General features: G+C 61.9%; 20 protein-coding genes. 8 read left to right on the top strand and 12 right to left on the bottom strand.

The annotated features are described in order from the left end of the window. Positions 1-297: 297 nt before the first annotated feature. On the bottom strand, positions 298-2487 hold the full coding sequence (locus H7A77_RS10510) for a TonB-dependent siderophore receptor (protein WP_182074135.1): 2190 nt from the start codon (positions 2485-2487) through the stop codon (positions 298-300). A gap of 202 nt (positions 2488-2689) precedes the next feature. On the opposite strand from H7A77_RS10510, the gene fes reads away from it, so the two are divergent. The 4 genes from fes to entS are packed head-to-tail and all read left to right on the top strand — an operon-like array spanning position 2690 to position 14155. Then, positions 2690-3997 carry an enterochelin esterase gene (fes, locus tag H7A77_RS10515; RefSeq protein WP_240290470.1) on the top strand — a complete coding sequence of 436 codons (1308 nt, stop codon included), beginning with the start codon at positions 2690-2692 and terminating at the stop codon, positions 3995-3997. A 29-nt stretch (positions 3998-4026) separates the two neighbouring features. Then, complete coding sequence (locus H7A77_RS10520; RefSeq protein WP_033643114.1) at positions 4027-4251, top strand: MbtH family protein; 225 nt, start codon at positions 4027-4029, stop codon at positions 4249-4251. 51 nt (positions 4252-4302) lie between these two features. Continuing rightward, positions 4303-12813: a non-ribosomal peptide synthetase gene (locus tag H7A77_RS10525; RefSeq protein WP_182074136.1), complete on the top strand. Its 8511-nt coding sequence runs from the start codon at positions 4303-4305 to the stop codon at positions 12811-12813. Between the two features lie 58 nt (positions 12814-12871). Beyond that, positions 12872-14155: an enterobactin transporter EntS gene (entS, locus tag H7A77_RS10530; protein ID WP_033640276.1), complete on the top strand. Its 1284-nt coding sequence runs from the start codon at positions 12872-12874 to the stop codon at positions 14153-14155. 4 nt (positions 14156-14159) lie between these two features. On the opposite strand, the gene H7A77_RS10535 is transcribed toward entS, so the two are convergent. After that, complete coding sequence (locus H7A77_RS10535) at positions 14160-14519, bottom strand: helix-turn-helix domain-containing protein (RefSeq protein ID WP_182074137.1); 360 nt, start codon at positions 14517-14519, stop codon at positions 14160-14162. A 101-nt stretch (positions 14520-14620) separates the two neighbouring features. Here H7A77_RS10535 and H7A77_RS10540 point away from each other — a divergent pair, with 101 nt between their 5' ends. Continuing rightward, complete coding sequence (locus H7A77_RS10540; protein WP_108680746.1) at positions 14621-15175, top strand: NAD(P)H-dependent oxidoreductase; 555 nt, start codon at positions 14621-14623, stop codon at positions 15173-15175. 101 nt (positions 15176-15276) lie between these two features. On the opposite strand, the gene H7A77_RS10545 is transcribed toward H7A77_RS10540, so the two are convergent. The 4 genes from H7A77_RS10545 to H7A77_RS10560 form a co-directional block, all read right to left on the bottom strand. Beyond that, on the bottom strand, positions 15277-15756 hold the full coding sequence (locus H7A77_RS10545; protein WP_072627640.1) for a GNAT family N-acetyltransferase: 480 nt from the start codon (positions 15754-15756) through the stop codon (positions 15277-15279). Between the two features lie 125 nt (positions 15757-15881). Further along, entirely contained in the window at positions 15882-16043 is a 162-nt protein-coding gene (locus H7A77_RS10550) for a hypothetical protein (RefSeq protein ID WP_182074138.1), read from the bottom strand. A gap of 141 nt (positions 16044-16184) precedes the next feature. Continuing rightward, positions 16185-18251, bottom strand: coding sequence for a TonB-dependent copper receptor (locus H7A77_RS10555; RefSeq protein WP_182074139.1), 2067 nt, complete (start codon positions 18249-18251; stop codon positions 16185-16187). A 223-nt stretch (positions 18252-18474) separates the two neighbouring features. Continuing rightward, complete coding sequence (locus H7A77_RS10560) at positions 18475-18882, bottom strand: DUF2946 domain-containing protein (protein ID WP_072627642.1); 408 nt, start codon at positions 18880-18882, stop codon at positions 18475-18477. 228 nt (positions 18883-19110) lie between these two features. On the opposite strand from H7A77_RS10560, the gene H7A77_RS10565 reads away from it, so the two are divergent. Continuing rightward, on the top strand, positions 19111-19719 hold the full coding sequence (locus H7A77_RS10565; protein WP_182074140.1) for a class I SAM-dependent methyltransferase: 609 nt from the start codon (positions 19111-19113) through the stop codon (positions 19717-19719). Between the two features lie 39 nt (positions 19720-19758). Here H7A77_RS10565 and H7A77_RS10570 read toward each other — a convergent pair whose 3' ends face one another. Further along, on the bottom strand, positions 19759-21060 hold the full coding sequence (locus H7A77_RS10570) for a sorbosone dehydrogenase family protein (protein ID WP_147837931.1): 1302 nt from the start codon (positions 21058-21060) through the stop codon (positions 19759-19761). 10 nt (positions 21061-21070) lie between these two features. Beyond that, a complete protein-coding gene (locus H7A77_RS10575) occupies positions 21071-21496 on the bottom strand; it encodes a DUF2231 domain-containing protein (protein WP_033650381.1) in 426 nt (141 codons plus the stop codon). 168 nt (positions 21497-21664) lie between these two features. Here H7A77_RS10575 and H7A77_RS10580 point away from each other — a divergent pair, with 168 nt between their 5' ends. Continuing rightward, positions 21665-22123, top strand: a complete 459-nt coding sequence (locus H7A77_RS10580; protein WP_182074141.1) for a YbaK/EbsC family protein — start codon at positions 21665-21667, stop codon at positions 22121-22123. Positions 22124-22204: 81 nt separating this feature from the next. Here the strand turns inward: H7A77_RS10580 and H7A77_RS10585 are convergent, their stop codons facing one another. Continuing rightward, positions 22205-22582, bottom strand: a complete 378-nt coding sequence (locus H7A77_RS10585; RefSeq protein ID WP_182074142.1) for a VOC family protein — start codon at positions 22580-22582, stop codon at positions 22205-22207. Positions 22583-22606: 24 nt separating this feature from the next. Between H7A77_RS10585 and H7A77_RS10590 the strand changes: the two genes are divergently transcribed. Beyond that, positions 22607-22822 (top strand): hypothetical protein, encoded by a 216-nt coding sequence (locus H7A77_RS10590; RefSeq protein ID WP_072627643.1) that lies wholly within the window; start codon positions 22607-22609, stop codon positions 22820-22822. A 240-nt stretch (positions 22823-23062) separates the two neighbouring features. On the opposite strand, the gene H7A77_RS10595 is transcribed toward H7A77_RS10590, so the two are convergent. The 3 genes from H7A77_RS10595 to H7A77_RS10605 all read right to left on the bottom strand — a co-directional run bounded on the left by H7A77_RS10595 (position 23063) and on the right by H7A77_RS10605 (position 24456). Then, positions 23063-23452, bottom strand: coding sequence for a hypothetical protein (locus tag H7A77_RS10595; RefSeq protein ID WP_182074143.1), 390 nt, complete (start codon positions 23450-23452; stop codon positions 23063-23065). A 6-nt stretch (positions 23453-23458) separates the two neighbouring features. Continuing rightward, a complete protein-coding gene (locus tag H7A77_RS10600; protein WP_182074189.1) occupies positions 23459-23839 on the bottom strand; it encodes a DUF4440 domain-containing protein in 381 nt (126 codons plus the stop codon). Positions 23840-24243: 404 nt separating this feature from the next. Then, positions 24244-24456: a hypothetical protein gene (locus tag H7A77_RS10605; protein ID WP_182074144.1), complete on the bottom strand. Its 213-nt coding sequence runs from the start codon at positions 24454-24456 to the stop codon at positions 24244-24246. Positions 24457-24488: the final 32 nt, after the last annotated feature.

The following is a 24488-nucleotide window of genomic DNA, read 5'->3' on the forward strand; positions in this document are numbered from 1 at the left end:
CAATTGGAGGGGCCGAAGGCGCGGCCCCTCCACCCGCGCCTTCGCTTAACACCGTCTGTCCGCTATGCGGATACCCTCGCCGCGTCTGCATTGTCGGGCGGGTCGGCTGCGACAAACGTCCCTGTAGTCTCGCCTCAACCGGCCTTCCCTGGCCGGTTGCCCCTGACAACGCCGTCTTGCTCGGTCGAGGCGCATGAGTTTCATGGTGCATCTCACATTTATCGACCGAAATACGTCACCAATACCTTCAGAAAAACGCTAACTGACAAGCATTACGGCGCTGGCCGCCCCTTTTCGTTACCAGCGGTAGTTCACTGAAGCGATGACGCTGCGGCCGCTGCCGTAGAAGCAGGCGTACTCGCCGCTGCAGGATGAAACGTATTTCTTGTCCGTCAGGTTCTGCACGTTGAGCTGCAGCGCCGCACCGCGCAGCGCCGGCGAGGCCTGGCCGAGATCATATTTCACCATGGCGTCGTACAGCGTGTAGTGCGGCACGTCGTACTGGCCGGTGGCGTCGGCCGGCGCATCGCCGATGTAACGCACGCCGCTGCCGACGGTCAGGCCGTTGAGCGCGCCGCTCAGGAAGCTGTAGCTGCCCCAGGCGGACGCCGCGTGGCGCGGAATGCCCGCCGGGCTGTGGCCGATTTCGTCCGCCGAGTTGGAGTCTTTGGTCACCACGTCGGTGTAGGTGTAGGCGGCGATCAGCTTGATCTCCGGCGTCGGCTGAGCGTGCACTTCCGCCTCAATCCCTTTGGATTTCACCTCACCGATCTGCTCGTAGGCGGAGGTGAGACGGTTGTAAGACGCCACATTGCGTTGGGTGATGTCGAACCAGGAAAGGGTCAGCAGGGTGTTGCCGCCCGGGATCTGGTACTTCACGCCCACCTCGGTTTGTTTGCCGGTGGTCGGCTTGAGCGGGTCGGCGCCCGGCGCGCTCGGGTACAGGTTAGGATCGAACGAGGTGCTGTAGCTGACGTACGGCGAAATGCCGTTGTCGAAGGCGTAGAGCAGGCCCGCACGGCCGGTGAACTGGGCATCATTGTAGGTCTGCTCTTTGCCGCCGCTGGTGCGATCGCGGGTGTTGACCTGCGACCAGTCCTGACGGCCGGACAGCAGCAGGTTCCAGTTATTCCACGCCAGCTGGTCCTGCAGATACACCCCGACCTGATTCAGCGTCTTCAAATCGCTGGAAGCCAGCGCCAGCGTGCTGCCATCGATGCTGGGGCGAACCGGGTTGGCCCAGTCGATCGGGTAATCGTTGCCGCGATCGCGATACATCTTCGAATCGATATGGCTGTAGCGGTAATCCAATCCGCCCAGCACCGTGTGCTTCACCTCGCCGGTGTCGAACAGGCCCTTCAGCTGGTTATCCACGCCAAACTCGTTGGTCATCTGCGTTTCATGCTGCGCCATGCGGGTGACGGTGTGGTCGTTGACCTTCGAGTTTACGTTATAAACCAGATATTTATAGTCCTCATCACGGTGGGTGAAACGCAGGTTCTGGGTAAACGACAGCGCATCGCTGAAGTTGTGCTCGAGGCTGTAGCCGATCGACGCCTGCTCGCGCCGCGACTTGTTGAAGCTGGGTTCGCTGATGTTGAAGTCATAGGGCACATAGCCCGCGCTGGTCGGGAACAGCGTGCCGGCGCGCGGCAGGAAGTTGCGCGATCCGGCTTTCGGATCGTTCTGGTAGCTGGTCAGCAGCGTAAAACTGGTGTCTTCGTTCGGCAGCCAGGTGAAGGCCGGGGCGATGGCCACCCGTTGCTGCTTGCTGTCTTTGACAAACTCATGTTCGGTTCTGGCGATACCGTTCAGGCGATAGAACAGGGTGTTGTCGTCGTTGAGTTTGCCGCCGAAGTCGAACGCCGTTTCCGCCAGATGACGGTTGCCGGTGCTGAATTTAACTTCGTGAATGCTCTGGGCGGTAGGGCGTTTGCTGGTCATCACCACCACGCCGCCGGGGCTGACCTGGCCGTAAAGCACGCCGGCCGGGCCGTGCACCATTTCCACGCGCTCCAGCAACCAGGGATCGATCTGCCCGGCGCCGCCGTTTTGGCTCGAGAGGCCAAAGTGCAGGCCGTCGAGCAGCTTGGGCGCGTAGCGGAAGCCGCGGCTGATCACTTCGTCATTGCGGTTGGAATTGCCGCGATAGGTGGTGATCACCCCGCTGGTGTAGTTCAAGGCGTCGGCGACCGACGCCGGTTCCTGGTCGTTCATTTGCTCGCGCGTCACCACCGAGATGGACTGCGGGGTTTTGCTCAGCGGAGCGGCGGTTTTGGTGCCGGCGGCGCTCTCTTTGGCGACGATCCCTTTGACGGGCGCGGTCACGCTGCTCTGCGCGTCGGCGGTCACCACCATCGTCTCGTCCGCCGCGGCAAAAGCGTTTTGCGCGAAGGGCAGTAGCGCCAGCGTCGCCCCCAGCAACAGCCGGTTGGCGGACATCGCCTCTACGCTATCGTTTTCTATCCCTTTGTTTCTAATATTCATTATCTCTCCTGCATGCCTACTTTTGTGTGTAATGCCACCCTGATAAACCCCGCAATGCCGATGAATACGCTTTCCCTCGTCGACGCGGAGACGTCGCGTTTGCACGACGGCAAAAATCCGACAAATAGTATTGAAAATGATAATGAGTATCAATACGATTGTCAGGTTTTGTAAAAGTCACGCACGTTATGTAAGGGGCGCTATGGAGTTTTTGCCGGAAAAGAGGCCAGAACACGGCCATGAGGGATTGGCGGCGCACTGGCTGCGTGAGGCGGCGGCGGGGCAACCCGCATGGTGGCAGAAGGTTGCCGCTCATAGCACGCCTGTCGTCGACGCGCACGATGAACAGCACGTCAGAATGACCTGGCTATGGCGCGATCCTGCCGGCGACGAGCGGCTCTCGCCGATATGCCGCGTCTATGCCGATATCAACGGCATTACCGACCATCACAGCACGTCCCCCAGCAGCCTGAAAAGGCTCCCCGGCACCGACGTTTGGTACGGCGCGGCCGTTGTCGATCGCCGCTGGCGCGGCAGTTACAGCCTGATCCCGATTACAGCGCGGGATCTTCCTCCCGTCTTCAGCGACGACGAAACGTTGCGCGATCGCCAGCAGCGCGCCTGGTGGGTATCGCTGTTCCCGTTGGCGATCGCCGATCCGCTGAATCGCACCTCGCTGGGGCCGGCTTATCGCCCGCGCGCCGTTTCCCTGGCTCAGGGGCCGGACGCGGACGACCAAAGCGCCTGGCAGGCCGCCGATCGGCCGTTGGATGAAGCGCGGCTACAGCTTTTTCACTGGCACAGCGAACGGCTGGGCACCCGGCGGCGCGTGTGGCTGTATGCCGGCGGCGAGGCGGCGGACAACGCCAACCGCCCGCTGGTGCTGCTGCTCGACGGCCAGAACTGGATCGAAAGGCACGCATTGCTGCCGGTGATTGAGAACGAGACCGCAAAAGGGCATCTGCCGCCCGCGTGCTGGCTGCTGATCGATGCGATCGATGGCGAACACCGGGAAAACGAGCTGCCTTGCAACGCCGCCTTTTGGCAGGCGGTGATCGACGAATTGCTGCCGCAGGCGCAGCGGCGCGAACCGTTCAGCGAAGAGGGGGCGCGCACCGTGGTCGCCGGCCAGAGCTACGGCGGGCTGGCGGCGTTATACGCCGGCCTGCACTGGCCCGAGCGCTTCGGCCATGTGCTGAGCCAGTCCGGCTCCTTCTGGTGGCCCACGGTGCAATTCGTTACCCAGTTCGAAAAACGCCACGAGTTGGAGGAAGGCTGGTTGATACGCCAGGTTCGGCAGCGCGGCGCGACCGCGCCGACGCTCACCGTGATTCAGCAAGCCGGCGATCGGGAGGCGGACATCGAATTCGTTAATCGCCAGATGCACCAGGCGCTGACGGCGGCCGGACACCGTGCCGACTACCGCGTGTATTCCGGCGGACATGACGCGCTCTGCTGGCGCGGCGGTCTGGTGGACGGCGTGCGCCAGCTGCTTTCCGCAATGAAGTAATTCCACATTTTGACAGACAGGTAAGGCAAATGACTCAGGAACAACAAAACCCGTTCGATGACGAAAGTCTCCGTTTCTCCGTGTTGGTCAACGCGCAACAGCAGTACTCGCTGTGGCCGCAGTTTGCCGATACGCCGCCGGGATGGCGCGTGTTGATGGGGCCAGCGTCGCGCGGTGAATGTATCGACTATATCGAAGCGCACTGGCAGGACATGCGGCCGGCGTCGTTGAAAGCGGCGGATGCGCCGCGTTAATCGCCGCACAGCCACATCGCTACATTCCGTTTGAGGAAAAGGACAGACACCATGTCAGAAACGCTTTCTTTGCCGGATACTCAGGTCGAGTATCGGGATTATCCGCTGGTTGCGGCGCAACCGGGGATCTGGATTGCCGACCAAATCGCGCTGCGGCGCAACAGCTTCGCCGTGGCGCACTACACCGAACTGCACGGCGATATCGATCGTTCGGCGCTGGAGCGCGCGATTCGCCAGGGGCTGGCGGAGGCGGATACGGTTCAGGCGCGCTTCTTTGAGGCGCAAGACGGCCAGCCGGTGCAACGTTTACCGCTGAACGCGGATCCCGCGCGGGTGCTGGCGCCGGAGTGGTTTGACTTCAGCGCGCGGCCAGACGCCGAGCAGGCGGCGCTGGCGCTGATGCACGACGATCTGGCGCAGGATCTGCCCGCGGACGGCGAGCGCCCGCTCTATCGCCATGCGGTGATCCGCATCAGCGCCGATCGCTGGTTCTGGTACCAGCGCTTTCATCATCTGACCCTGGACGGCTTCAGCTTCGAGGCCATCACCCGCCGGATCGCCGATATCTACCGCGCGCTGCGCCACGGGCTGTCGCCGGCGGCCTCGCCGTTTACCCCGTTCGGCAAGGTGGTGGAAGAGTTTCAGCAATGGCAAACGTCACCCGCACGCCAGCGGGCGGCCGAATTCTGGCGGCAGCATCTGCGTGATCTGCCGTCGCCGCTGTCATTGGCGACGGAAAACCGCGAGGTCGAACCGGGCGCTCGGCCGCTCAAACAGGCGCTGGTGCTGCCGGAGTCGCTGTTTGACGAAGCGCTGCGCGATGCGGCGCTGCAGTCGTTGCAACCGGCCGATATCGTCACGGCGGCGCTGGCGATGTATCTGGCGCGCATGAGCGGCGAAACCCGGCTCTCCATCGGTTTTCCTTTCATGCGCCGCATGGGCTCGCAGGCGCTGGCGGCGATCGGCCCGGTGGTTAACGTGCTGCCGCTGCTGCTGAACGTGACGCCGGAGATGTCGCTGGCGGACGTCTGCCAGGCCACCGCGGCGCAAATCAAACAGGTGCGGCGCCATCAACGCTATGAGGCGGAGCAGATCAAACGCGATCTCGGCCTGGTCGGCGGCCATCAGGAGCTGTACGGCCCGGTGGTCAACGTCAAGGTTTACCACAGCGCCTTGTCCTTCGACGGTCAAGCGGCCGTTACCCATACGCTGGCGATGGGGCCGGTCGACGACCTCGAGTTTGAGATCGGTTTTCGAAGCGGCGTGCTGACGCTGTCGTTGGTGGCCAACCCGGCCAAATACGCGCCGCGCACCTTGCAAGGCCATGCGGAGCGCATTGGCCATTGGCTGCAGCAACTGGCGCGGCGGCCGCATCAGCCGAACGGTCAACTGGCGCTGGTCAGCGAAGGGGAGCTGCGCCAACTCGCGGCCTGGGGGCGCGGCGCTGAGCTGACGCCGCCGGCGGGCATGGTGTCGATCATGGACGCTTTCCAGCGTCAGGTTGAGCGACAGCCCGAGGCGTTGGCGGTGACCTGCGGCGATGTGCGCCTCAGCTACCGTCAACTCAGTGAACGGGTGATGCAACTGGGGCGCGTGCTGATCGAAAGCGGCATCGGCGCCGAAGACGTGGTCGCCATCGGCATTCCGCGCTCGGTGGACACGCTGGTCGCGCTGTTTGGCGTGTTGGCCAGCGGCGCAGCCTATATGCCGCTCGATCTGGATTATCCGCGTGAACGTCTGGCGCTGATGTGCGACGACGCGCGGCCGGTGATGCTGCTGACCCACAGCGACACGCGGGCCAACATGCCGGATCTGCCGCAGATCATGTGCCTCGATGAGGCGCAATGCCGGGCGCGCTGCGCGGCCGCCGAGGCCGCGCCGATATCGGACGAAGAGCGGCGCGTGCCGCTGAACGAGGCGCATCTGGCCTACATGATTTACACCTCCGGTTCGACCGGCAAACCCAAAGGCGTGATGTCCACGCACCGCGGGCTGCTGAACCTGTTCTTGTCGCATCAGGCCTCTCTATTCGGCCCGGCGATTGAAAAATTCCAGGCTCGCCGCGGGCGGCGTCTGCGCGCCGGGCATACCGCTTCGTTCTCTTTCGACTCCTCCTGGGAGCCGCTGTTCTGCATGATGATGGGCAGCGAACTGGTTATCTTCGATGAAGAGCTGCGCCGCGACCCCTGGGCGTTGCTCGAACAGACCCAACAGACCCCGATCGATCTGCTGGATATCACGCCGTCGTTCCTCTCGCAGTTGGTGGATTGCGGCCTGCTGAAGGGACAGTTTCCGCTGCCGGCGTTTGTGATGATCGGCGGCGAGGCGGCGACGCCGACGCTGTGGAACCTGATGCGGCAGCATCCGGAAGTCGAGATCCATAACTATTACGGCCCGTCCGAATACACCGTCGATACCCTCGGCGCGCCGGTCACGGCCGCAGACCAGCCGGTGATCGGGCGCCCCCTGGCCAATACCGAAGTCTGGCTGCTCGACAGTCGCCTGCAGCCGGTGCCGATCGGCGCGGCGGGGGAACTGTACATTTCAGGCAAGGGCATCGCGCGCGGTTACCTGCGCCGCCCGGATCTGACGGCGGCGCGCTTTGTCGCCAATCCGTTCGCCGACGGCGAGGTGATGTACCGCAGCGGCGATCTGATGCGTTGGAGCGCGGACGGCCAGCTGGTGTTCATTGGCCGTACCGATCACCAAATCAAGGTGCGCGGCTTCCGCGTCGAGCTGGGTGAAGTGGAGAGCGCGCTGGCTGCCTTGCCGGACGTGGGGCGGGCGGTGGTGATCGCCGAGCCGATCGGCGCTACCTATCGCCTGATCGGTTACTGCTCGGTGCAGGATGACGCGCGGCGCGCCTCACCCGCGCTGCAGAGCGAGCTGCTGGCGCAGTTGGCGCAGCGTCTGCCGGATTACATGGTGCCGGCGATCCTGGTGGTGATGCCGGAGCTGCCGCTTAACGTTAACGGCAAGATTGACCGTCAGGCGCTGCCCAAACCGCAGGAGACGCTGGCGCAAAGCCTGCGCGAGCCGGCCACCGAGCAGGAAAGGCTGATTTGCCGCGCCATGGCGCAGCTGTTGGGGATGGAGCGCGTCGGTGCCGACGACGATTTCTTCGCGCTCGGCGGCGACAGCATCTCGGCGATGGGGCTGGGCACCGCCCTGCGGCGCAACGGGTATCTGCTGCGGCCGCGTGAGATCTTCGCGCTGCACACCCCCGCGCGCATGGCGCAGGCGATGCAGCCGCTGGCCGTTGGATCTCAGGCCGCGCGCAGCGTGCAGCAAGGCCCGATCGACGGGCTGCCGATCCTGCACTGGTTTGCCGAGACGGGCGACATGCATCGTCTCTTCGCGCACGGCGTTTTCCTGCGCGTGCCTGCCGAATTGCAACCGGCACAGCTGCGTTATGCGTTGGAACAGCTGCGTACGGCACACCCGGCGCTGGGCGCGCGGATCCGCGACGGCCAGTTGGTGGTTGAAACCGCCGCCGCCGGTGAATTGATGCAGCGTCATCCCGTATCCGGCGATCTGGAAACCGCGGCGGAACAGGCGTTTGATGCCGCGCTGGCGCGCCTCAATCCGGCCGAGGGCAGCATGATGCAGGCCATCTTGTTGCAGCGTGACGGGCAGAGCCTCGGGCTGGTGCTGGCGATCCACCACCTGGTGGTTGACGGCGTTTCCTGGCGCATCCTGCTCGACGAACTGCGGCAAGCGGCCGACAGCGCCATGCAGGGGCAGCCGATCGCGCTGCCGCCGGAGGAAACCTCGCTCTATGAGTGGTCCGCGCGTTTACGGGCCGACGCCGAACGCCGGGAAACCGAGCTGCCGTTCTGGCGGCATATGCTGGCGGACGGCGTGCCGCGCTTGGGGCAACGCGCGCTGGATCCGCAGACCGATCGTCTCGCTTCGGTGAGCGAACGGCGCACGCTGCTCGACAGCCGGCTGACCGCCGCGCTGCTGGGCGCCTTGCCGCAGGGATACCGCGCTCAGGTCGAAGAGATCATGCTGTGCGCGCTGGCGCTGGCCTGCCGGCGTCATTTCCAGGCCGCTTCGCTGCGCTTTTCGCTGGAGTCGCACGGCCGCGCCGAACTGGACGATAGCCTCGATCTGGCGCGCACCGTCGGCTGGCTGACGGCGGAGTACCCGCTGTGCATCGAACTGCATGACGCCGAACACCACGAGGCCGTGCGCGCGGTGAAACGGGTGACGCGCGCGGTGGCCGATCGCGGCATCGGCTATGGTCAACTGCGCTATTTACATCCGCAGCGTGACGAACTGGCCGCGCTGGCGCAGCGCAATGCGCCGGAGATTTTGTTCAACTACCTCGGGCGCTTCGGCCAGGATGAGGGACACTGGACGCCGCAGCGCAGCCGGACCCGTTTCCGCGACGCCTTCGCCGTGGCGCAGGATACGCAGCAGGCGCTGTGTTACGGGCTGGAAGTGAACATCTTTGTCGAAGAGCGGCGCGACGGCGCGTGTCTGGCGATCAACTGGAGCTGGCTGGAGGCCATCTTCAGCGCGAGCGACATCGAGGCGCTGCATAGGGGCATCGAGCAGGCCGTGCGTGCGCTGTGCGAGTTTGCTGAACGGCATCCCGAACGCGCAGCGGCAACGTTGACGGCGGCCGAGATCGCCCAGCCGGGCGCCGACGATGAAACGCTGCGCGCCTGGGAGCGGGAGTATGGGCCGTTGGCCGATGCGCTGCCGCTGTTGCCCTTGCAGCACGGCTTGCTGTTCCATGCCCAGACGGCGCAGCAGGGCGGCAGTTATAACTCGCTGACGCGCCTGAGCCTCTGCGGCGAACTGGACGCGCCACGGCTCCAGCAGGCGCTGGATGCGGTGATCCGCCGCCATCCGCAGCTGGCCGCCCGGTTCAACCGCGAGGGCGAACCGCTGCAGCTGATACCGCAGGAAAGCCATTGGCCGCTGGACAGCCACAGGCTGCCGCCGCTGTCCGCCGAACAAGAAATGCAGGCGCTGAATGAGCTGGAGCAGGAAGAACTGCGGCGCGATCTGTTTAACCAGCCGGGCGCGATGCTGCATGCGCTGTGGGTCAAACACGGCGAGAGCGAACGCTACACGCTGTTCCTCAATGCCCACCACCTGATCGTCGATGGCTGGTCGACGCCGGTGGTGCTCAACGATCTGATGCTCGCATTGCGTGAAGGGATAACGGCGTTGCCGCCGCTGCGTTCGAACTATGCCGATATCGTGCGCCGCCTGGCCGCGCGGGATGCCGACGCCTCGCGCCGCATCTGGCGCGAGACGCTGCAGGACGTACGGCCAACGCTGCTGTTTGGCGAGACGCAGGACGACCGCGTGTTTGAGCTGGAAATGACGCTGCCGCCGGCGGAGGAACAGCGTTTGCTGACCCTGTGCCGCGAACGCGGGCTGACGCTCAATACCGTGATGCAGGGCATCTGGGCGCTGCAGCTGGCCGGCTGTTGCGGCCATCAGGACGTGGTGTTCGGCTCGCCGGTTTCCGGGCGGTTTGGCCAGATCGACGGCGTGGAAGAGCACGTTGGCCTGTTCAGCAACACGCTGCCGGTACGCGTACGGCTGGAAAACGGCCGGCCGTTGACGGAACAGCTGACCGCTCTGCAACACCGGCAGATTGAACTGCTGGAGCACGACGATTTGGGATTGGGTGAGATCCAGCACCTGGCCGGCGCGGGCACGCTGTTCGATACGCTGTTGGTGGTGGAGAACTACCCGGACAACGACGCCTTGCTCGGCGGCACAGGTTCCCTGCGCTGCGACGCCATCCGCAACAAAGGCTATACCCACTATCCGCTGACGTTGCTGGTGCTGCCGGGCGAGCGTCTGCGTCTGCTGATGGAGTACCGTGACTCGGTGCCGCAGCCTGAACGCTTCGCCGCGCGGCTGATGGCGCTGCTGCAACAATGGATTGCGCAACCGGATCTGCCGTTGCCGCGCTGGCAATTGCAAACCCCGCAGGAACAGGCGTTGATCGCGGCGGTCAACCGCACCGCCCAGGCGGTAGCGGACACCACCTTGCATCAGGCGATCGCCGATCAAGCGCGGCGCACGCCGGAACGCATCGCGTTGCAGGATGCCGGGCACACCCTCAGCTACCGTGACATGCAGCGCCAGGCCGCGCTGTTGGCCGAACAGCTGACGGCGGCGGGCATTCAGCCGGGCGATATCGTCGCGGTGGCGTTGCCGCGTTCCGTGCGCCTCAGCCTGGCGCTGACGGCGATTGTGCAAACCGGCGCCGCCTGGCTGCCGCTGGATACCGGTTACCCGGATGAGCGTCTGGCCTACATGGTGGCAGACGCCAAGCCACGGCTGATTATCACCGAGAGCGCCTTGGATGCCCGTTTTGCCGCGCTGGCGCCGACGTTGCGGTTCGATGCGCTGGACGACAGCGGGCGCGAACCGATGCAGCGCGCACCGGCGGGGAACGGCGATTATCCCGCCTACGTCCTGTATACCTCGGGCTCTACCGGGCGGCCGAAAGGGGTGGTGGTGAACCACCGGGCGATCGTCAACCGTCTGTTCTGGATGCAGCATGAGTATTCGCTCGATGCGCAGGACGTGGTATTGCAGAAAACGCCGTGCAGCTTCGACGTTTCCGTCTGGGAGTTCTTCTGGCCGCTGATGGTCGGCGCGCGCCTGGTGATGGCGCCGCCGGAGGCGCACCGCGATCCGCAGGCGCTGACGACATTGATCGACGACTATGGCGTAACCACGCTGCATTTCGTTCCGTCTATGTTGGCTATCTGGGTTGAGGCGCTGAACGAACGTGCGCCGCAGCGCGCCGCCGCCAGCCTGAAACGCGTGTTCTGCAGCGGTGAGGCGTTGTCGTGTGAACTGGCATCCCGCTACCAGGCGTTGGTCGCCGCGCCGCTGCATAACCTGTATGGCCCGACGGAGGCGGCGGTCGATGTCACCTATCAACCGGCGTCCGGCGAGGCATTGGCGGCGGTGAGCGGCGCCGGCGTGCCGATCGGCAAACCGGTCTGGAACACCCAACTGAGCATTCTCGACGCCATGCTGCGGCCGGTGCCCGTCGGCTGCGCCGGCGATCTCTACCTGCGCGGCATTCAGCTGGCCGACGGCTATCTGCATCGGCCGGGATTGACGGCGCAGCGGTTTGTCGCCGATCCCGCCGGCAACGGGGCGCGCATGTATCGCACCGGCGATATCGCCCGCTGGCTGGAAGACGGCAGCGTCGAGTATTTGGGGCGCAGCGACGATCAGTTGAAGATCCGCGGCCAGCGCATCGAACTGGGCGAAATCGAACAGGCGCTGCTGGCGCAGCCGGGAGTAGCGCAGGCGGCGGTGCACGCCATCGAACTGGGTGAGGGCGCGACGGGGCTGGGCGGCGCCGATATGCGGCAGTTGGTTGCCTGGCTGATCGCCCAGCCGGGCGTGACGCTGGATACCGCCGTCCTGCATCAGGCGCTGGAGGCGCGTTTGCCGGCGCACATGATGCCGGTCAGCTATGTCATGACCGACAGCTTCCCGCTCAGCGCCAGCGGCAAGCTGGATCGCAAGGCGTTGCCTCGGCCGCAGCTGAGCCCGCAGAGCGGCCGCGTGCCGCACAGCGACAGCGAGCGCCTGCTGGCGGCGCTGTTCAGCGAACTGCTGGGGCGCGAGACGGTGTATGCCGACGACGACTTCTTCGCGTTGGGCGGCCACTCGCTGCTGGCGATGCGCCTGGCGGCGGAGCTGCGTCGGCGCGTCACCCGGCCGCTGAGCGTCGGGCAGATCATGTTCGCCCGCAGTCTGGAGAAAATGGCGCACCTGCTCGATGACGCGCAGGCCGCCGGCTCGGCCGAGAGCCGCGGCGTCGGCGAGTGCCTGCAGCTGCGGGCGGGCCAAGGCCCGGCGCTGTTCTGCCTGCATCCGGCTTCCGGTTTCGCCTGGCAGTACTCGGGGCTGAGCCGGTATCTGCCGGGGAGTTACCCGATCATCGGTCTGCAGTCGCCAAGACCGGACGGCGTCATCGCCACCTGTGAGGACATTGAGCAGATGGTCGATCGTCATCTCGCCACTCTGCGCCGCCTGCAGCCGCAGGGGCCTTACTACCTGCTGGGCTATTCGCTCGGCGGCACGCTGGCGCATTCGATGGCCGCGCGTCTGCAGCAGCAGGGTGAAGAGGTGGCGTTCCTCGGCATGCTGGATACCTATCCGCCGGAAGGCCAGGACTGGACCGGCCCCACCGAGGAAGAGGCGCAGAAGGAGGTGGCGCAGGAACAGGCCGAGTTTATGGCGGAAGATCATGGCGATCCGACGCTGATGGCGGAGAAGGCGGCGATGTTCGACAGCATCGTCGCCAACTATCGTGACGCGGTGCGCCTTCTTTCTCAGGCGCGCAGTCAGCGTTTCCACGGCACGGCGACGCTGTTTGTCGCCGATCGGACGCTGCCGCCATTGATGGACATCAACGCCGTGTGGGCGCCGTATCTGGATCGGCTGATCTGTCATCACCAAGGTTGCGAGCACGCGGACATTCTGTCGCCGGCCTCGCTGGAGACGCTAGGGCCGCTATTGCATTCGCTGCTGACGCGGCAATACGGGTTGGTATAACGCAACCGGGCCGGGGCGTGCGCCACGGCCCGTACTAAAACATGATATGCAGGACACTATGGCCAGACCTTCTTTTTTTCTTGATTTCAGTTTGCTGAGAAGCAATGCGCATTTTCGTGCGATTTTCTGCGCCCGCATGCTGTCGGTGTTTTCACTCGGCATGCTGGCAGTGGGGGTGCCGATTCAGATCCAGGCGATGACCGGCTCCACGTTGCAGGTGGGCGTGGCGGTGGCGCTGGACGGCGTAGGCATGTTTATCGGCCTGATGTTGGGCGGGGTGCTCGCCGATCGCTACGATCGCCGCAAGCTGATCCTGTTCGCGCGCGGCACCTGCGGGCTGGGCTTTGTCGCCCTGAGTCTGAACGCCTTCGCGCCGGCCCCGTCGCTGTGGGCGCTCTACCTGCTGGCTGCCTGGGACGGGTTCTTCGGCGCGCTCGGCATGACGGCGCTGATGGCGGTGATCCCGCTGCTGGTCGGGCGCGAAAACCTGGCGGCGGCGGGGGCCTTGAGCATGGTGACGGTGCGCATCGGCGCGATCCTGGCGCCGGCGCTGGGGGGGATCATCATCGTGTTCGGCGGCGTCGGTCTCGCTTTCGCCGTCGCGGCGGCAGGGACGCTGGGCACCCTGGTCCCGCTGGTGCGCTTGCCGACGCTGCTGCCGCAGCAGCAGGAGCCGGAACACCCGCTGCGCGCGCTCGCCAGCGGCTTCCAGTTTGTCTGGCGCAATAAGGTGGTCGGCTCGGTGGTGCTGCTGGGGATGCTGATGAGCATCGTCGGCGCCGTCAGGGTGCTGTTCCCGGCGTTGGCGCAGGACGCTTACCACGTCGGCGCGTCCTCTATCGGCCTGATGTACTCCGCAGTGCCGCTCGGTGCGATGCTGGGCGCGCTGACCAGCGGCTGGGTGGGGCGTTTCTCTCGCCCTGGGGTGCTGATCCTGATCGCCGCTATCGTCGCGTTCACCGCCATCGCGTCACTGGGGCTGTTCAGCCATCTGGCGCCGGCGCTGCTGGCGCTGGTGTGTTACGGCTACGCCAATGCCATCGCCTCGCTCTTGCAGTTCATGCTGATCCAGAGCAATACGCCGGATCATCTGCTGGGGCGGGTGAACAGCCTCGGCACCGCGCAGGACGTGACCGGCGATTCGATCGGCGCGCTGGGGCTCGGCGTACTGGGCAGGGTGTTCACCCCATTGATGAGCGTGCTGTCGTTTGGCGCATTCGCCGCAGTGCTCGGCGTGCTGGTGGCCTTCAGCGTGCGCACGCTGCGCCAGTGCCGGCCGGCGGACGCGTTGGTCGAGCACGATGAGCCGGCTCCGGCAACCTCAGCGGCGGCGGACAACTGACCCCTCACGGCGCCGGCTGTTCCGGCCGGTGCCGCTCCCCCCAGTCGCACATCATGTCGATCACCGGGATCAGCGAACGCCCGCGCTCGGACAGGCTGTACTCCACCTTGGGCGGGAGCTGCGGATACTCCTTTCTCACCACCAGACGGTCTTTTTCCAGCTCTTTCAACGTCGAGCTCAGCGTCTTATACGAAATGGTGCCGATGCAGCGCTGCAGTTCGTTGAAGCGCAATACCGGCTTATACAACGCCAGCCAGTAGAGAATAATCATTTTGTATTTACCGTTGATCACCGACAGGGTGTAGCCATAACCGGTGTCTTCAAGGCTGATGCCCGTAGGGCTGCAGTGGGATTCGGCGGTCATTTACACTTTCTCCAGGGTAAGTATGTGTCGTGAGTGTGCGTATTTTACATTCTGTCAGCATACCCTAAGATGCGTCGAAACACCTGACTGGAGAGATCAGTATGAAAACGTTGGTGGTAGTGACACATCCCGATATGGCGAACTCGGTGGTCAACAAACGTTGGCTGGAGGAACTGCGGCGCTATCCGGCGCTGTATACCGTGCACGAACTGCATCAGGCCTATCCGGACTGGCGGATCGACGTCGCCAAAGAACAGCAGTTGATTGAAGCGCATGACAACATCGTGCTGCAGTTCCCGATTTACTGGTTCAGCAGCCCGCCGCTGCTGAAAAAATGGCTGGACGACGTGCTCACCTACGGCTGGGCCTACGGTTCTCGCAGCGGCTATAAGATGCAGAACAAGAAACTGGCGCTGGCGGTCACGGCGGGCGTGCGCGCAGAAGATTACGCGCGAGAAGGGCGTTATCGCTACTCGCTGGAGGAGATCTTCCGGCCGTTTGAAGTGACCGCCGATTACGTGCGGGCCGACTATGCTTCGTTCTTTGCCTTTTACGGCAAGGAAGCCGCTTCGGACGGGACGGCAGAGCAGGTTCAGCAGCACGAGTTGGACAGCAGCGCGCAGGGCTATCGGGCATTTCTCGCCGCTCTGAATTAACGAGACTCCCCGGATGCGCCAGGGAGTGCGCATCCGGTCACTCGATGTGAACGCCGAAACCGTCTTGCCCCGGCGCGAGATGCGCTTTCAGGGGCAGCTGATTAAACGGAAAAGCGCTTTTTGATTCTGTCGACCGGCGTGCCATCGCTGAGCGGCACCTGCAGCAGACGATCGTAATCGCGAAAGCCCATTTTTTGATAATAGGCGAGACCGCCCACGTTATCCGCCCGGATGGTGGCGTTGATGTGCTTGAAACCGTGCGACTTCGCTGCCGCTAACGTGACGGGAAACAGCGCGCTGCCAACGCCACGTACCTTCGGCGACAGGCGGGAAAAGGTGGCAATATCTGCGGTATCGGGCGGCAGTGCATCGTCAACGCTCAGCGACTGAAAGCCCACCAACACGCCATCCACCTCCGCGACCTGGCAACTCAGCGCATTGTCGCCGCTGATGAACCATTCGCTGAACTCGGCTGGGGTGAGGGGCGTTTCTATCGCGGTCGTGCCGCCGGCTCTGATCACCTCATTCAATAACTGCGTCAGCGCTTCAGCGTCTTGCGGGGTTATCGTTCTGATCTTCATTGCGTTGCTATCTCCTCCACAGGGGTTTCAGGCGTAAGGAATCTGCTGGAACCATCGAAAGAAGATAGACGCAGGCGTCCGGTAATGAAATACCGGAACGTGCGGGACAAAAAACAGCGCGGGAATTACATGAACAGGAAGCGGTCGGCCAGCGCAACGCCACGCTCGAGGCGCGGTGGCAGCGCGTCGTCGCGATCGTCAGGCTGAGCAGCCTGCGGCGCGGCGTCTTCGGCTTTTTCAATCATCAGCTCGCCGAGCAGGGCCAGAAAACGAGTGAGCTTTTGCATATTCCCTCCGGATCGTTGATTACGTTGAGAGTGATAGTAATCGCCGCTAAACCGAATGGGAAAAACTTAAAACTCATATCCTAAGAACCGGATCGCATATCGCGTAACCGGGCGACGGTTGCCCATCGCCCGGTGAACGGCTTAGAAGGTGACGTTAACCTTAGCCCACAGGGTGCGGCCCGGTTCATTCACCGCGCTGTTGGCCGAATAGCCGAAGGCGCTGTTGCCCGCCAGGTTGAGGTGCTCGCTGTAGGTCTTGTTCAGGATATTATCCAGACCGGCGCTCAGCTTGACGTTTTTATTCACCTTGTAGGCGGCGTTGGCGGAGAGCACGCCGAAGCCGGCGCTTTCGGCAAAGTCTTTGCCTACTACGTTGCCTTCGTTGATCGCCACGCGGTGTTGGCTGCTGACCAGACGCCATAGGCCGGTGCCGCTCCAGTCGCCGTACTCATAGGTCAGCCCCAAGCGTGCCTCCAGCGGCGGGATCTGCGGCAGCGGGCGACCGTTGCTGGTGTTTTTCCCCCAGGAGTAGGCCAGGCTGGCGTCGGTTTTCCAGTGCTCGCTCAGTTGATAACCCATGCCCATTTCGCCGCCCATAATGTTGGCGTTGACGTTATCGGCCTGGCTGAGACGCGCATTGTGCGGATCGTATTTGAACAGGATGAAATCATCGACGCGGCCCACATACGCGGAGACCCAGCCGTTGAAGCGCTTGCCGTTGTACTGCGCGCCGATGTCGAGTTGCGTGGTTTTCTCGCTCTTGACGCTGGAGAACGGATCCTTGCTGCCGTTCGGACCCAGCTTCGGCGAGAACAGCTCCCAGTAATCCGGGAAGCGCTCGGTATAGCCGACGCCGGCATACAGCATCAGCGGCAGCTCGGCCAGCGTATGCTCCAGGCGCATAAAGCCGCTCGGCAGGGTGTCTGAACGTTCCACATCGCGGCCGCTGCGGAAGTTCTCCACCAGGGTGCGATCGAGACGCGCGCCGCCGATCAGCTTATCCTGCTCGCTGGTGGACCATGTCAGCTCGCCGAAGGCGCCGTAGCTGTTGAACTGGGCGTCTTTTTCCCAGCTGCCGCGGCTCATGCTGCGGTGGGTATTGGTCTGCGTGTCCAGGCCGCTTTCAAGCTTCACGTCCTGCCACTGCCAGGTGCCCATCACGCGGCCGCCGACGGTGCGGCGATCGAGCTGCATCGTCATGCCGGAAGACATCATGTGCCCGCCGTGGCCCCCCATGCTCATGCCGCCATGCCCACCGTGGCCGCCCATGCCGCCGCTGCCCGGCGAACGCAGGGTCACGTTGTCCATCACGTGGTTGGCGTAGTTGTAGTAGACCTGCGCTTCCAACTTATCCAGCACCTCGCCGATGTTGGATTTCTCCACCCGCATGCCCAGGCTTTCGCGTTTGAACTGCGAACCGTCCATGCTGCGGCCGGCATAGCGCGCTTCGCCGTTGCCGCGCCCCATCGTCACTTCCAGCAGCGTGTCGGCATCCGGCGTCCAGCCGAGCGCCAGATCGCCGTTCCACTTGTCCCAGCGCGATGGCACGCGCGTATTCGTTCCGTCCTGGTAATCGTTGGCGCGCGACTTGTTGGCCATCACCCGCAGGTAACCTTGTTCGGCGCCGAGGCTGGCGTCGATATTCTCGTCCCAGCGGCCATTGGAGCCGGTCAGCACGCTGGCGTTGCCCTTGATGCCCGGTTTGTCGAAGCGCGGACGTTCACGTTCGAAACGCACCGTGCCCGCCGACGAACCCGGCCCCCACAGCACCGTCTGCGGCCCTTTGGTGATGGTCAGCAGATCGAAGCTTTCCGGCGAGATGTAAGAGGTGGGCGCATCCATTCTCGATGGGCAGGCGCCGAGCATCTCCGAACCGTCAGTGAGAATTTTCAGCCGCGAACCGAACATGCCGCGAAATACCGGATCGCCGTTGGTGCCGCCGTTGCGGATCTGCGAAAAACCGGGAATGGTTTTCAGATAGTCCGAACCGTCGCTGGCGGGCACCGGCTGACGCGGGGTTTTCGGTGATGTCACGATGGTCAGCGGAGAGTAGAGCGGTGCGGTGACGGTGATCACGTCGCCATCATTAACCTGTGCGTCGGTAGGGTGCTGATGCGCCTGCGCCGCGTGGCCGGCCAGCAGGAACAGCGGCATGGCGGTGGTGATTGCGCGGGTGACGGCGTTCTTTTTATAAGCGGGTTTAAACATCATCTTTCCTTAAGCTAACTTTTTTCCATTATTCTCCGGCGATTTATTCAGGCGTGGGGATACCTGGCGAAAATCACCATCGGAAAATACGGGGGTTAATTCCCTCAACGTGGAAATAACCGGGCTAATAATGTCGTCTCAATGCATAACCATTGGGCGTATTAATTCCGCCATGTTGAAACGATCAACGGCAATACAGAAACGGCAATGGGGTATTGTTAAATCAGAGGAAAGAGACGGGCGGCGCGCGCGGCTGTAATTCGGTATGAACGACGTGGGCAAACAGGGGAACGAGATAATGAGTCGGCGGCGGGCGCGAGGCCAGAGATTGAGACCAGAACAGCGGGGCGTGGCTCACGTCCAGCAGCGGCGCGTGCAGCAACAGCACGCAGTAGCCGCAGGCGCTGTCGTCCATCATCATCGCCATGTTGTGGTGGCCGCCGCCGTGCTGCATCATCGGCGATGCGGCCTTTTCCGGCGCGGCCGGCGGCGAATGCATCTCATGATGCATCGGCTTCGGCATCGCCATGCCGCAGTCCGCCATGACGGTCGTTTCAGCACTTCCGGCGCGCGCATGCTCCAGGGATCGCGAGACCACCGGCGCAATGAACAACATCAGAATGGCGAACATCCCTAACCAGGCGGCGGCCCGGTTACGTGATGCAGGGGGCTGAATTAACGACACAATCAACCTAAAAAAGGGTTAACACAGGGGAGGGAATTGTACTGGTTTATGTCGAAATGTTAAAACCTTTTATTTCTGGTCAACGGTCTGTTGATGAATATATTATCGAATGAGCGCTTTAATTCTGACCAACGGCTATTTTTTTGCGCCAATAACGTGACGGGGACAATATTAATGACGGAAAAACTGGCGAGCACGATTATTCCGCTTTATGACGAACATGCCGCCGCCTGGGAACGCCTCAGACCTACCACGCTGTTTGAACGGCCGTGGCTCGACCGCTTTTTGCAGCTTACCCCGGCCAACGCGCAGCTGCTGGATCTCGGCTGCGGCAATGGCGCGCCGATCGCCGCCTATTTTATCGAACAGGGGCATCGGGTGACCGGCATCGACGGTGCGCAGGCGATGATCGCGCGCTGCCGGCAGCGTTTTCCACAGCAGGAGTGGCGGCAAATGGATATGCGCCAGCTGGATTTGGCGACCCGGTTCGACGGCCTGCTGGCCTGGGACAGTTTCTTTCATCTGGCGCGCGACGATCAGCGCCGCATGTTTCCGCTGTTCAGACGGCATGCCAATCCGCATGCCGCACTGATGTTCACCAGCGGCCCTGCAGACGGCGTGGCGATCGGCAGCTTCGAAGGCCAGCCGTTGTTTCACGCCAGCCTGGCGCCGGAAGAGTATAGGCGTTTATTGCAGGAGAACGGCTTCCGCGTGGTCGACCATATCGTGGAAGATCCCGCCTGCGGGGGAAGAACGATCTGGCTGGCGCTGAGGAGTGAGTGACAATGTCACGGGCGAGTTCATGGGAACCCGCCCGTAACCTTACTTCGCGCTGACGCGCCAGACAGTGTTGCCGACGTCATCCGCAACCAGCAAAGCGCCGGTCTTATCGACAGCCAGCCCCACAGGGGCGCCATAGAGTTCCTTCTCATCATCGGAGACAAAACCTGTCACCACGGCCTTGAGCTTGCCGACCGGTTTGCCTTGCTCAAACGCCACATAGCTGACCCGATAGCCGTTCAGCGGCGAGCGATCCCAACTGCCGTGCTCGCTGATAAAAGCGCCGCCGTGATAGTCGGCCGGCAGAGCGCTCGCGGTGTAGAACAGCAGCCCCAGCGGCGCGACGTGCGAGCTGAGCGCGTAATCCGGCTTGATGGCTTTCGCCACCCGATCCGGCCGCGGCGGCTGTACCCGTCGATCGACGTGCTGGCCGAAATAGCTGTAAGGCCAGCCGTAGAAACCGCCGTCTTGCACCGAGGTCAGGTAATCCGGCACCAGATCGGCGCCGATTTCGTCACGCTCGTTGACAATCGCCCACAGCTTGCCGCTTTGCGGCTCCCACTGCAGCCCGGTCGGGTTGCGCAGGCCGCTGGCGAAGATGCGGCTGGCGCCGGAGGCGGTGTCCACTTCCAGCACGGCGGCGCGCCGGTACTCTACGGCCAGGCCGTTTTCGGTGATGTTGCTGTTGGAACCGACGCCGACATACAGCTTTTTCCCGTCCGGGCTGGCCAGCAGGGCCTTGGTCCAGTGATGGTTGATGGTGTCCGGCAGATCGGCCAGTTCTTTGCCCGGATCGCTGATGCGCGTTTCGCCTGGCTGATAGGCGTACTGCATGATATTGCCGGTATTGGCCACGTACAGCGTATTGCCAATCAGCTGGACGCCGAACGGGGAATCGAGCCCCTCGAGGAAGACGTGCTTTTCCCAGTTGCCGCCGGCGGTCGGGCGCAGCAGGGTGATGCGATTGCCCCCTTTGCCGCCTTTACCGGACTGGCCTTTCACCAGGCCGGCGATCAGCTGCTTGGGCGTGCTCACCGCTTCCGTGCCCGGCCCGTTGGCCTCCACGACCAACACATCGCCATTGGGCAGCGTGAGCAACTGACGCGGATGAAGCAAATCGTCTGCCACCTTATCGATTTTCAAGCCTTCCGCCACTTTCGGCGTCTGATCTTGTTGCCAGCCAACGCCCTTAGGCACCTGCATCGGCGGCATCAGAAAGTCTTGCGCCGCCGGCAACGTCGGGTCCGGGCCCATTTGTTGCTCTGGCGAAATGACGGCGCTGTTATCGCAGCCGGCCAAGGCCAAAACGGCGGAAAGGGTGAGCGCCAGAGATGAGAGCTTCATGAAAACCTCCTTATTTTGCGCGGGCGCCAAGGGCCAGCAGAATATTCGCCAGGCTGAGCAGCGCGACCACGATCGCAGACAGCACCAGGCCTTGGGGCACCACGGCATACGCATCCCGGCTATGCACGAAAGCGTTGATAATGGCGAGAACGATGGCCAGCAAATTCAGCCAGAAATGGAGTTTGACCGACGATCCCCGCAGCCGAGCGCTGCCGAACCATACCTGTACCAGGTTAATCAGGCGGGGAATGATGGCAAAAATCAGGCCGATGGCAATTAGCCAACTTGCGCCATTGACCCACTGAATATTAGCGGTACAGGCATAAATGATGTCGAAAATCAGCGCCGCGGTGAAAAATCCGTAAGGTATCGGGTTGAGCCATTCATAGACGGCCACTGCGGCCGCTGAGGGCCTTGCTGTCGTTTGCGTGGTCATGCAGGCATCTCCATGAAAAATGATGGGTAAAAAGGCCATTGGCCCCTTAAAGCTTTGTTCAGATCCAGCGATTTGAACAATTTTGATTCTCATTTTTAGCATGCGATGTTAAAACCGAAACCATCACTTCGGCATTATCAATGGTTTAGCAATATCAGGAGGCAGGGCATGAGCATAGAACGCGTTCAGCGTTTTCTGGCCGAGCACGCACCGGAGACGACGGTGACGGTGCTGGCAAAGAACACCGCAACGGTGGCGCTGGCGGCAGAAGCCTTTGGCGTGAAGAGCGGGCAGATCGCCAAGACGCTTTCGTTTCGCGTTAACGGCGATGTGGTGCTGCTGGTGATGGCGGGAACTGCCAGAATCGACAACAAGAAGTACAAGCAATTCTTCGGCGTGAAGGCGCGTATGCTGCCGGCGGAAGAGGTTGAAGCATTAACCGGCTATCCGCCCGGCGGCGTTTGTCCCTTTGCCGCACCGGAGGCGGTGAGGATCTACTGCGATCATAGCCTGCGCGCTTTCGATGAAGTGCTTCCGGCAGGCGGCAGCGATAACTCTGGCGTGAGAATTGCGCCACAGCGGCTGGCCGGCATCACGGGAGCGGAGTGGATTGACGTGACGGGGTAACTAATAGTGACACCGTCACTATGCATTATGTTAAATTTAGAGTCTTTACCTCTTGTAATTTTCTGTTTTAAAAGAGAAAAACTAGTCGTTCGCGTTGTGGCAAACCGCCTCGATATTATGGCCATCCGGACCAATGACAAACGCCGCATAGTAGTGGGCATGATAATTGGGGCGTAAACCGGGCGCGCCATTGTCTTTGCCGCCGGCGCTTAACGCGGCGTGATAGAACGCATCGACCTGTTCACGGCTGCTTGCGGTAAATGCCAGGTGCAGATGCGCCGGTTTTTCATCGGTCTGAAACAGGCATAATGACACGTTACCCCGATCGGGACACAGCTCAACGCCATAATCGGGGTCACCTTCGGCAACGATCTTTACGCCCAGCGGCGCCAGCGCATTAAGGAAAAACGCTTTGCTCAGAGCAAAGTCGCTGACGCCAAATTTCACATGGTCAAACATGGGGATGTCCTGGAGTGTGGAAGAATGTTCCCATTCAGTATAGCCAACGCCATGAAGGCCACCGGAAACGGTGAAGACGAACGCCAGTACGCATTTGGCAGGCAGAAGTTGTTCATTTTTATGGCGCGTTTTGGTGAAATCTGCAGTATCGCAGTAGCCATGTTTTATCAGATTTCACGTAGCGCGATCAAAAAAGCGGGGGGATTTCGCCTCAATATCCGCAGAGATGCATCGACATAAGCATGCCCGGTCATCATTAATGGCAGAACGCATTTATCTATGATCCTCAGTGGGTGGAACGTGATAAAGCTGAAACTTCGCGAGATATTGGCTGGCGTGTTAACGGCTGTCCATCACATCGGCAGAGTTGGCTGGCGGCCAAACCAACGATTGATAATTTTGCTGGGAGGTTAAGCGGCGTTGGAACGCCAGGTACCGAAATCCTGGGAAGCGGCAAGCGCATGCCTCACATGCATGCATTTACTGCAGGAAGTGAACAGGCGACAGGCATTGGGTGTTCAGAGATTTTTGCGCAAACATCATGGTGTCGCTCAGCAATAAGCGGCAATGGCAATGAAGCCTGCAGCGAAAACTCGACGGCTTAAGACCAGCTGAAAAACGAATTCGTTCAACGGTATGAGCAACGGGCGTTGAAATGGTTGGCCACAGGAGAAAACCTATGATCAAGCCAGGACGCCAGAATCCACGTATAACCACATGGGTGCGCATAATGTATATTATGTTAAATTGCATTATTGGATACGCACCGCCGTTAGCCTGGCCGTCCTTTCTCACCTCACCTTCAAGCCTTATCAGGCTGCTAACCTTTTTTATGTTTAAGCCCATCATCAGCCCGTTCAGTTTCAGCACCTCAGTTTAATCCTCGGTCGGTGTGCCCTGATGAAACCGCATCTGCCAACCGGCCTTTTCCGTCAGCATCCAAATCGACGACCGTTCTGTGCAACGAATGGCGTCGCCCTGCGCGTTGCGTTGAAAACTCTTATACGTCAGCAACACGGCGCCTTCACTGATTTTCGCCAGCGTAAAACCTTCGGCAACAATCTGCGGATGCTCAGTTTCCATTTCCAGCGCCGCAACGGTCTGGCGTTTGTCATAACGCAGACCTGAGCGAGCAATCTCTTCAAAGTCTTCATGCAGCAATGCCGCGACGCGCTGCGGATCGCGTCGCACCGATGGCTGATGCAGTTCAACCTCAAGCGTCTGGATTTGGCTAAACAACTTTGCAGAATGCGTCAAAATGCCCTCCTTTTTGATCGCGCTACGTGAAATCTGGTAAACTTCGGCAGTCAATCTACACCAGAATGACTCCCGTGAAACCTGACTATTCCCAGGATTCCTTCTCAAATAGGCGCTTCTTTATCCAACCGACTAATCGCTTCACTGTGTACTTCATTCCAGGGTTGGCCTACTTTACCGAGCAAAAATTGAAATAGCGGCGTGTAATCCATGCCATGTTGTATCCGCCCATGCATACTTTCACGCAGCGGCAACGGCTCATCGTCCGCCTGTTTGCCATGGGGCCTCTGGAGGTAACACTTTCTCTTTTATAGAGTTTTTTCTTTTTATCTCGATGCGCTCTCATCAAACCTAAATAGTGACATTGTCACGTAAAAAGCGCCGCCCAGTGAATTGCCAACCGCTTACAAACACCATACCGGCCGGGCGCCCACCGTCGCACTGGCATGCCCTGCGCCATGGCTCAGGCACAGCGTTCTCAGCCCGGCACCCGCACCGGAATACCAGGCGCCGCCTCGCATCAGCATGCGTTCGCCGTAGTTGCGTAGATAAACCTGATCGCCGTCCGCACACCGGTGATGCGGTGCAACGCCGAGGATTTTCAATATATCCGGCACCGACTCTCCACTTGCCGCACCAATACGCCCGA

Origin of the sequence: Serratia sp. ME47, from assembly GCF_903970925.1 — a bacterium.
Lineage (GTDB): Bacteria > Pseudomonadota > Gammaproteobacteria > Enterobacterales > Enterobacteriaceae > Serratia > Serratia ureilytica.

Coding starts and splice junctions, on each gene's coding strand:
- H7A77_RS10510 (WP_182074135.1), bottom strand. CDS start 2,487: ATGAATATTAGAAACAAAGGGATAGAAAACGATAGCGTAGAGGCGATG.
- fes (WP_240290470.1), top strand. CDS start 2,690: ATGGAGTTTTTGCCGGAAAAGAGGCCAGAACACGGCCATGAGGGATTG.
- H7A77_RS10520 (WP_033643114.1), top strand. CDS start 4,027: ATGACTCAGGAACAACAAAACCCGTTCGATGACGAAAGTCTCCGTTTC.
- H7A77_RS10525 (WP_182074136.1), top strand. CDS start 4,303: ATGTCAGAAACGCTTTCTTTGCCGGATACTCAGGTCGAGTATCGGGAT.
- entS (WP_033640276.1), top strand. CDS start 12,872: ATGGCCAGACCTTCTTTTTTTCTTGATTTCAGTTTGCTGAGAAGCAAT.
- H7A77_RS10535 (WP_182074137.1), bottom strand. CDS start 14,519: ATGACCGCCGAATCCCACTGCAGCCCTACGGGCATCAGCCTTGAAGAC.
- H7A77_RS10540 (WP_108680746.1), top strand. CDS start 14,621: ATGAAAACGTTGGTGGTAGTGACACATCCCGATATGGCGAACTCGGTG.
- H7A77_RS10545 (WP_072627640.1), bottom strand. CDS start 15,756: ATGAAGATCAGAACGATAACCCCGCAAGACGCTGAAGCGCTGACGCAG.
- H7A77_RS10550 (WP_182074138.1), bottom strand. CDS start 16,043: ATGCAAAAGCTCACTCGTTTTCTGGCCCTGCTCGGCGAGCTGATGATT.
- H7A77_RS10555 (WP_182074139.1), bottom strand. CDS start 18,251: ATGTTTAAACCCGCTTATAAAAAGAACGCCGTCACCCGCGCAATCACC.
- H7A77_RS10560 (WP_072627642.1), bottom strand. CDS start 18,882: ATGTTCGCCATTCTGATGTTGTTCATTGCGCCGGTGGTCTCGCGATCC.
- H7A77_RS10565 (WP_182074140.1), top strand. CDS start 19,111: ATGACGGAAAAACTGGCGAGCACGATTATTCCGCTTTATGACGAACAT.
- H7A77_RS10570 (WP_147837931.1), bottom strand. CDS start 21,060: ATGAAGCTCTCATCTCTGGCGCTCACCCTTTCCGCCGTTTTGGCCTTG.
- H7A77_RS10575 (WP_033650381.1), bottom strand. CDS start 21,496: ATGACCACGCAAACGACAGCAAGGCCCTCAGCGGCCGCAGTGGCCGTC.
- H7A77_RS10580 (WP_182074141.1), top strand. CDS start 21,665: ATGAGCATAGAACGCGTTCAGCGTTTTCTGGCCGAGCACGCACCGGAG.
- H7A77_RS10585 (WP_182074142.1), bottom strand. CDS start 22,582: ATGTTTGACCATGTGAAATTTGGCGTCAGCGACTTTGCTCTGAGCAAA.
- H7A77_RS10590 (WP_072627643.1), top strand. CDS start 22,607: ATGTTCCCATTCAGTATAGCCAACGCCATGAAGGCCACCGGAAACGGT.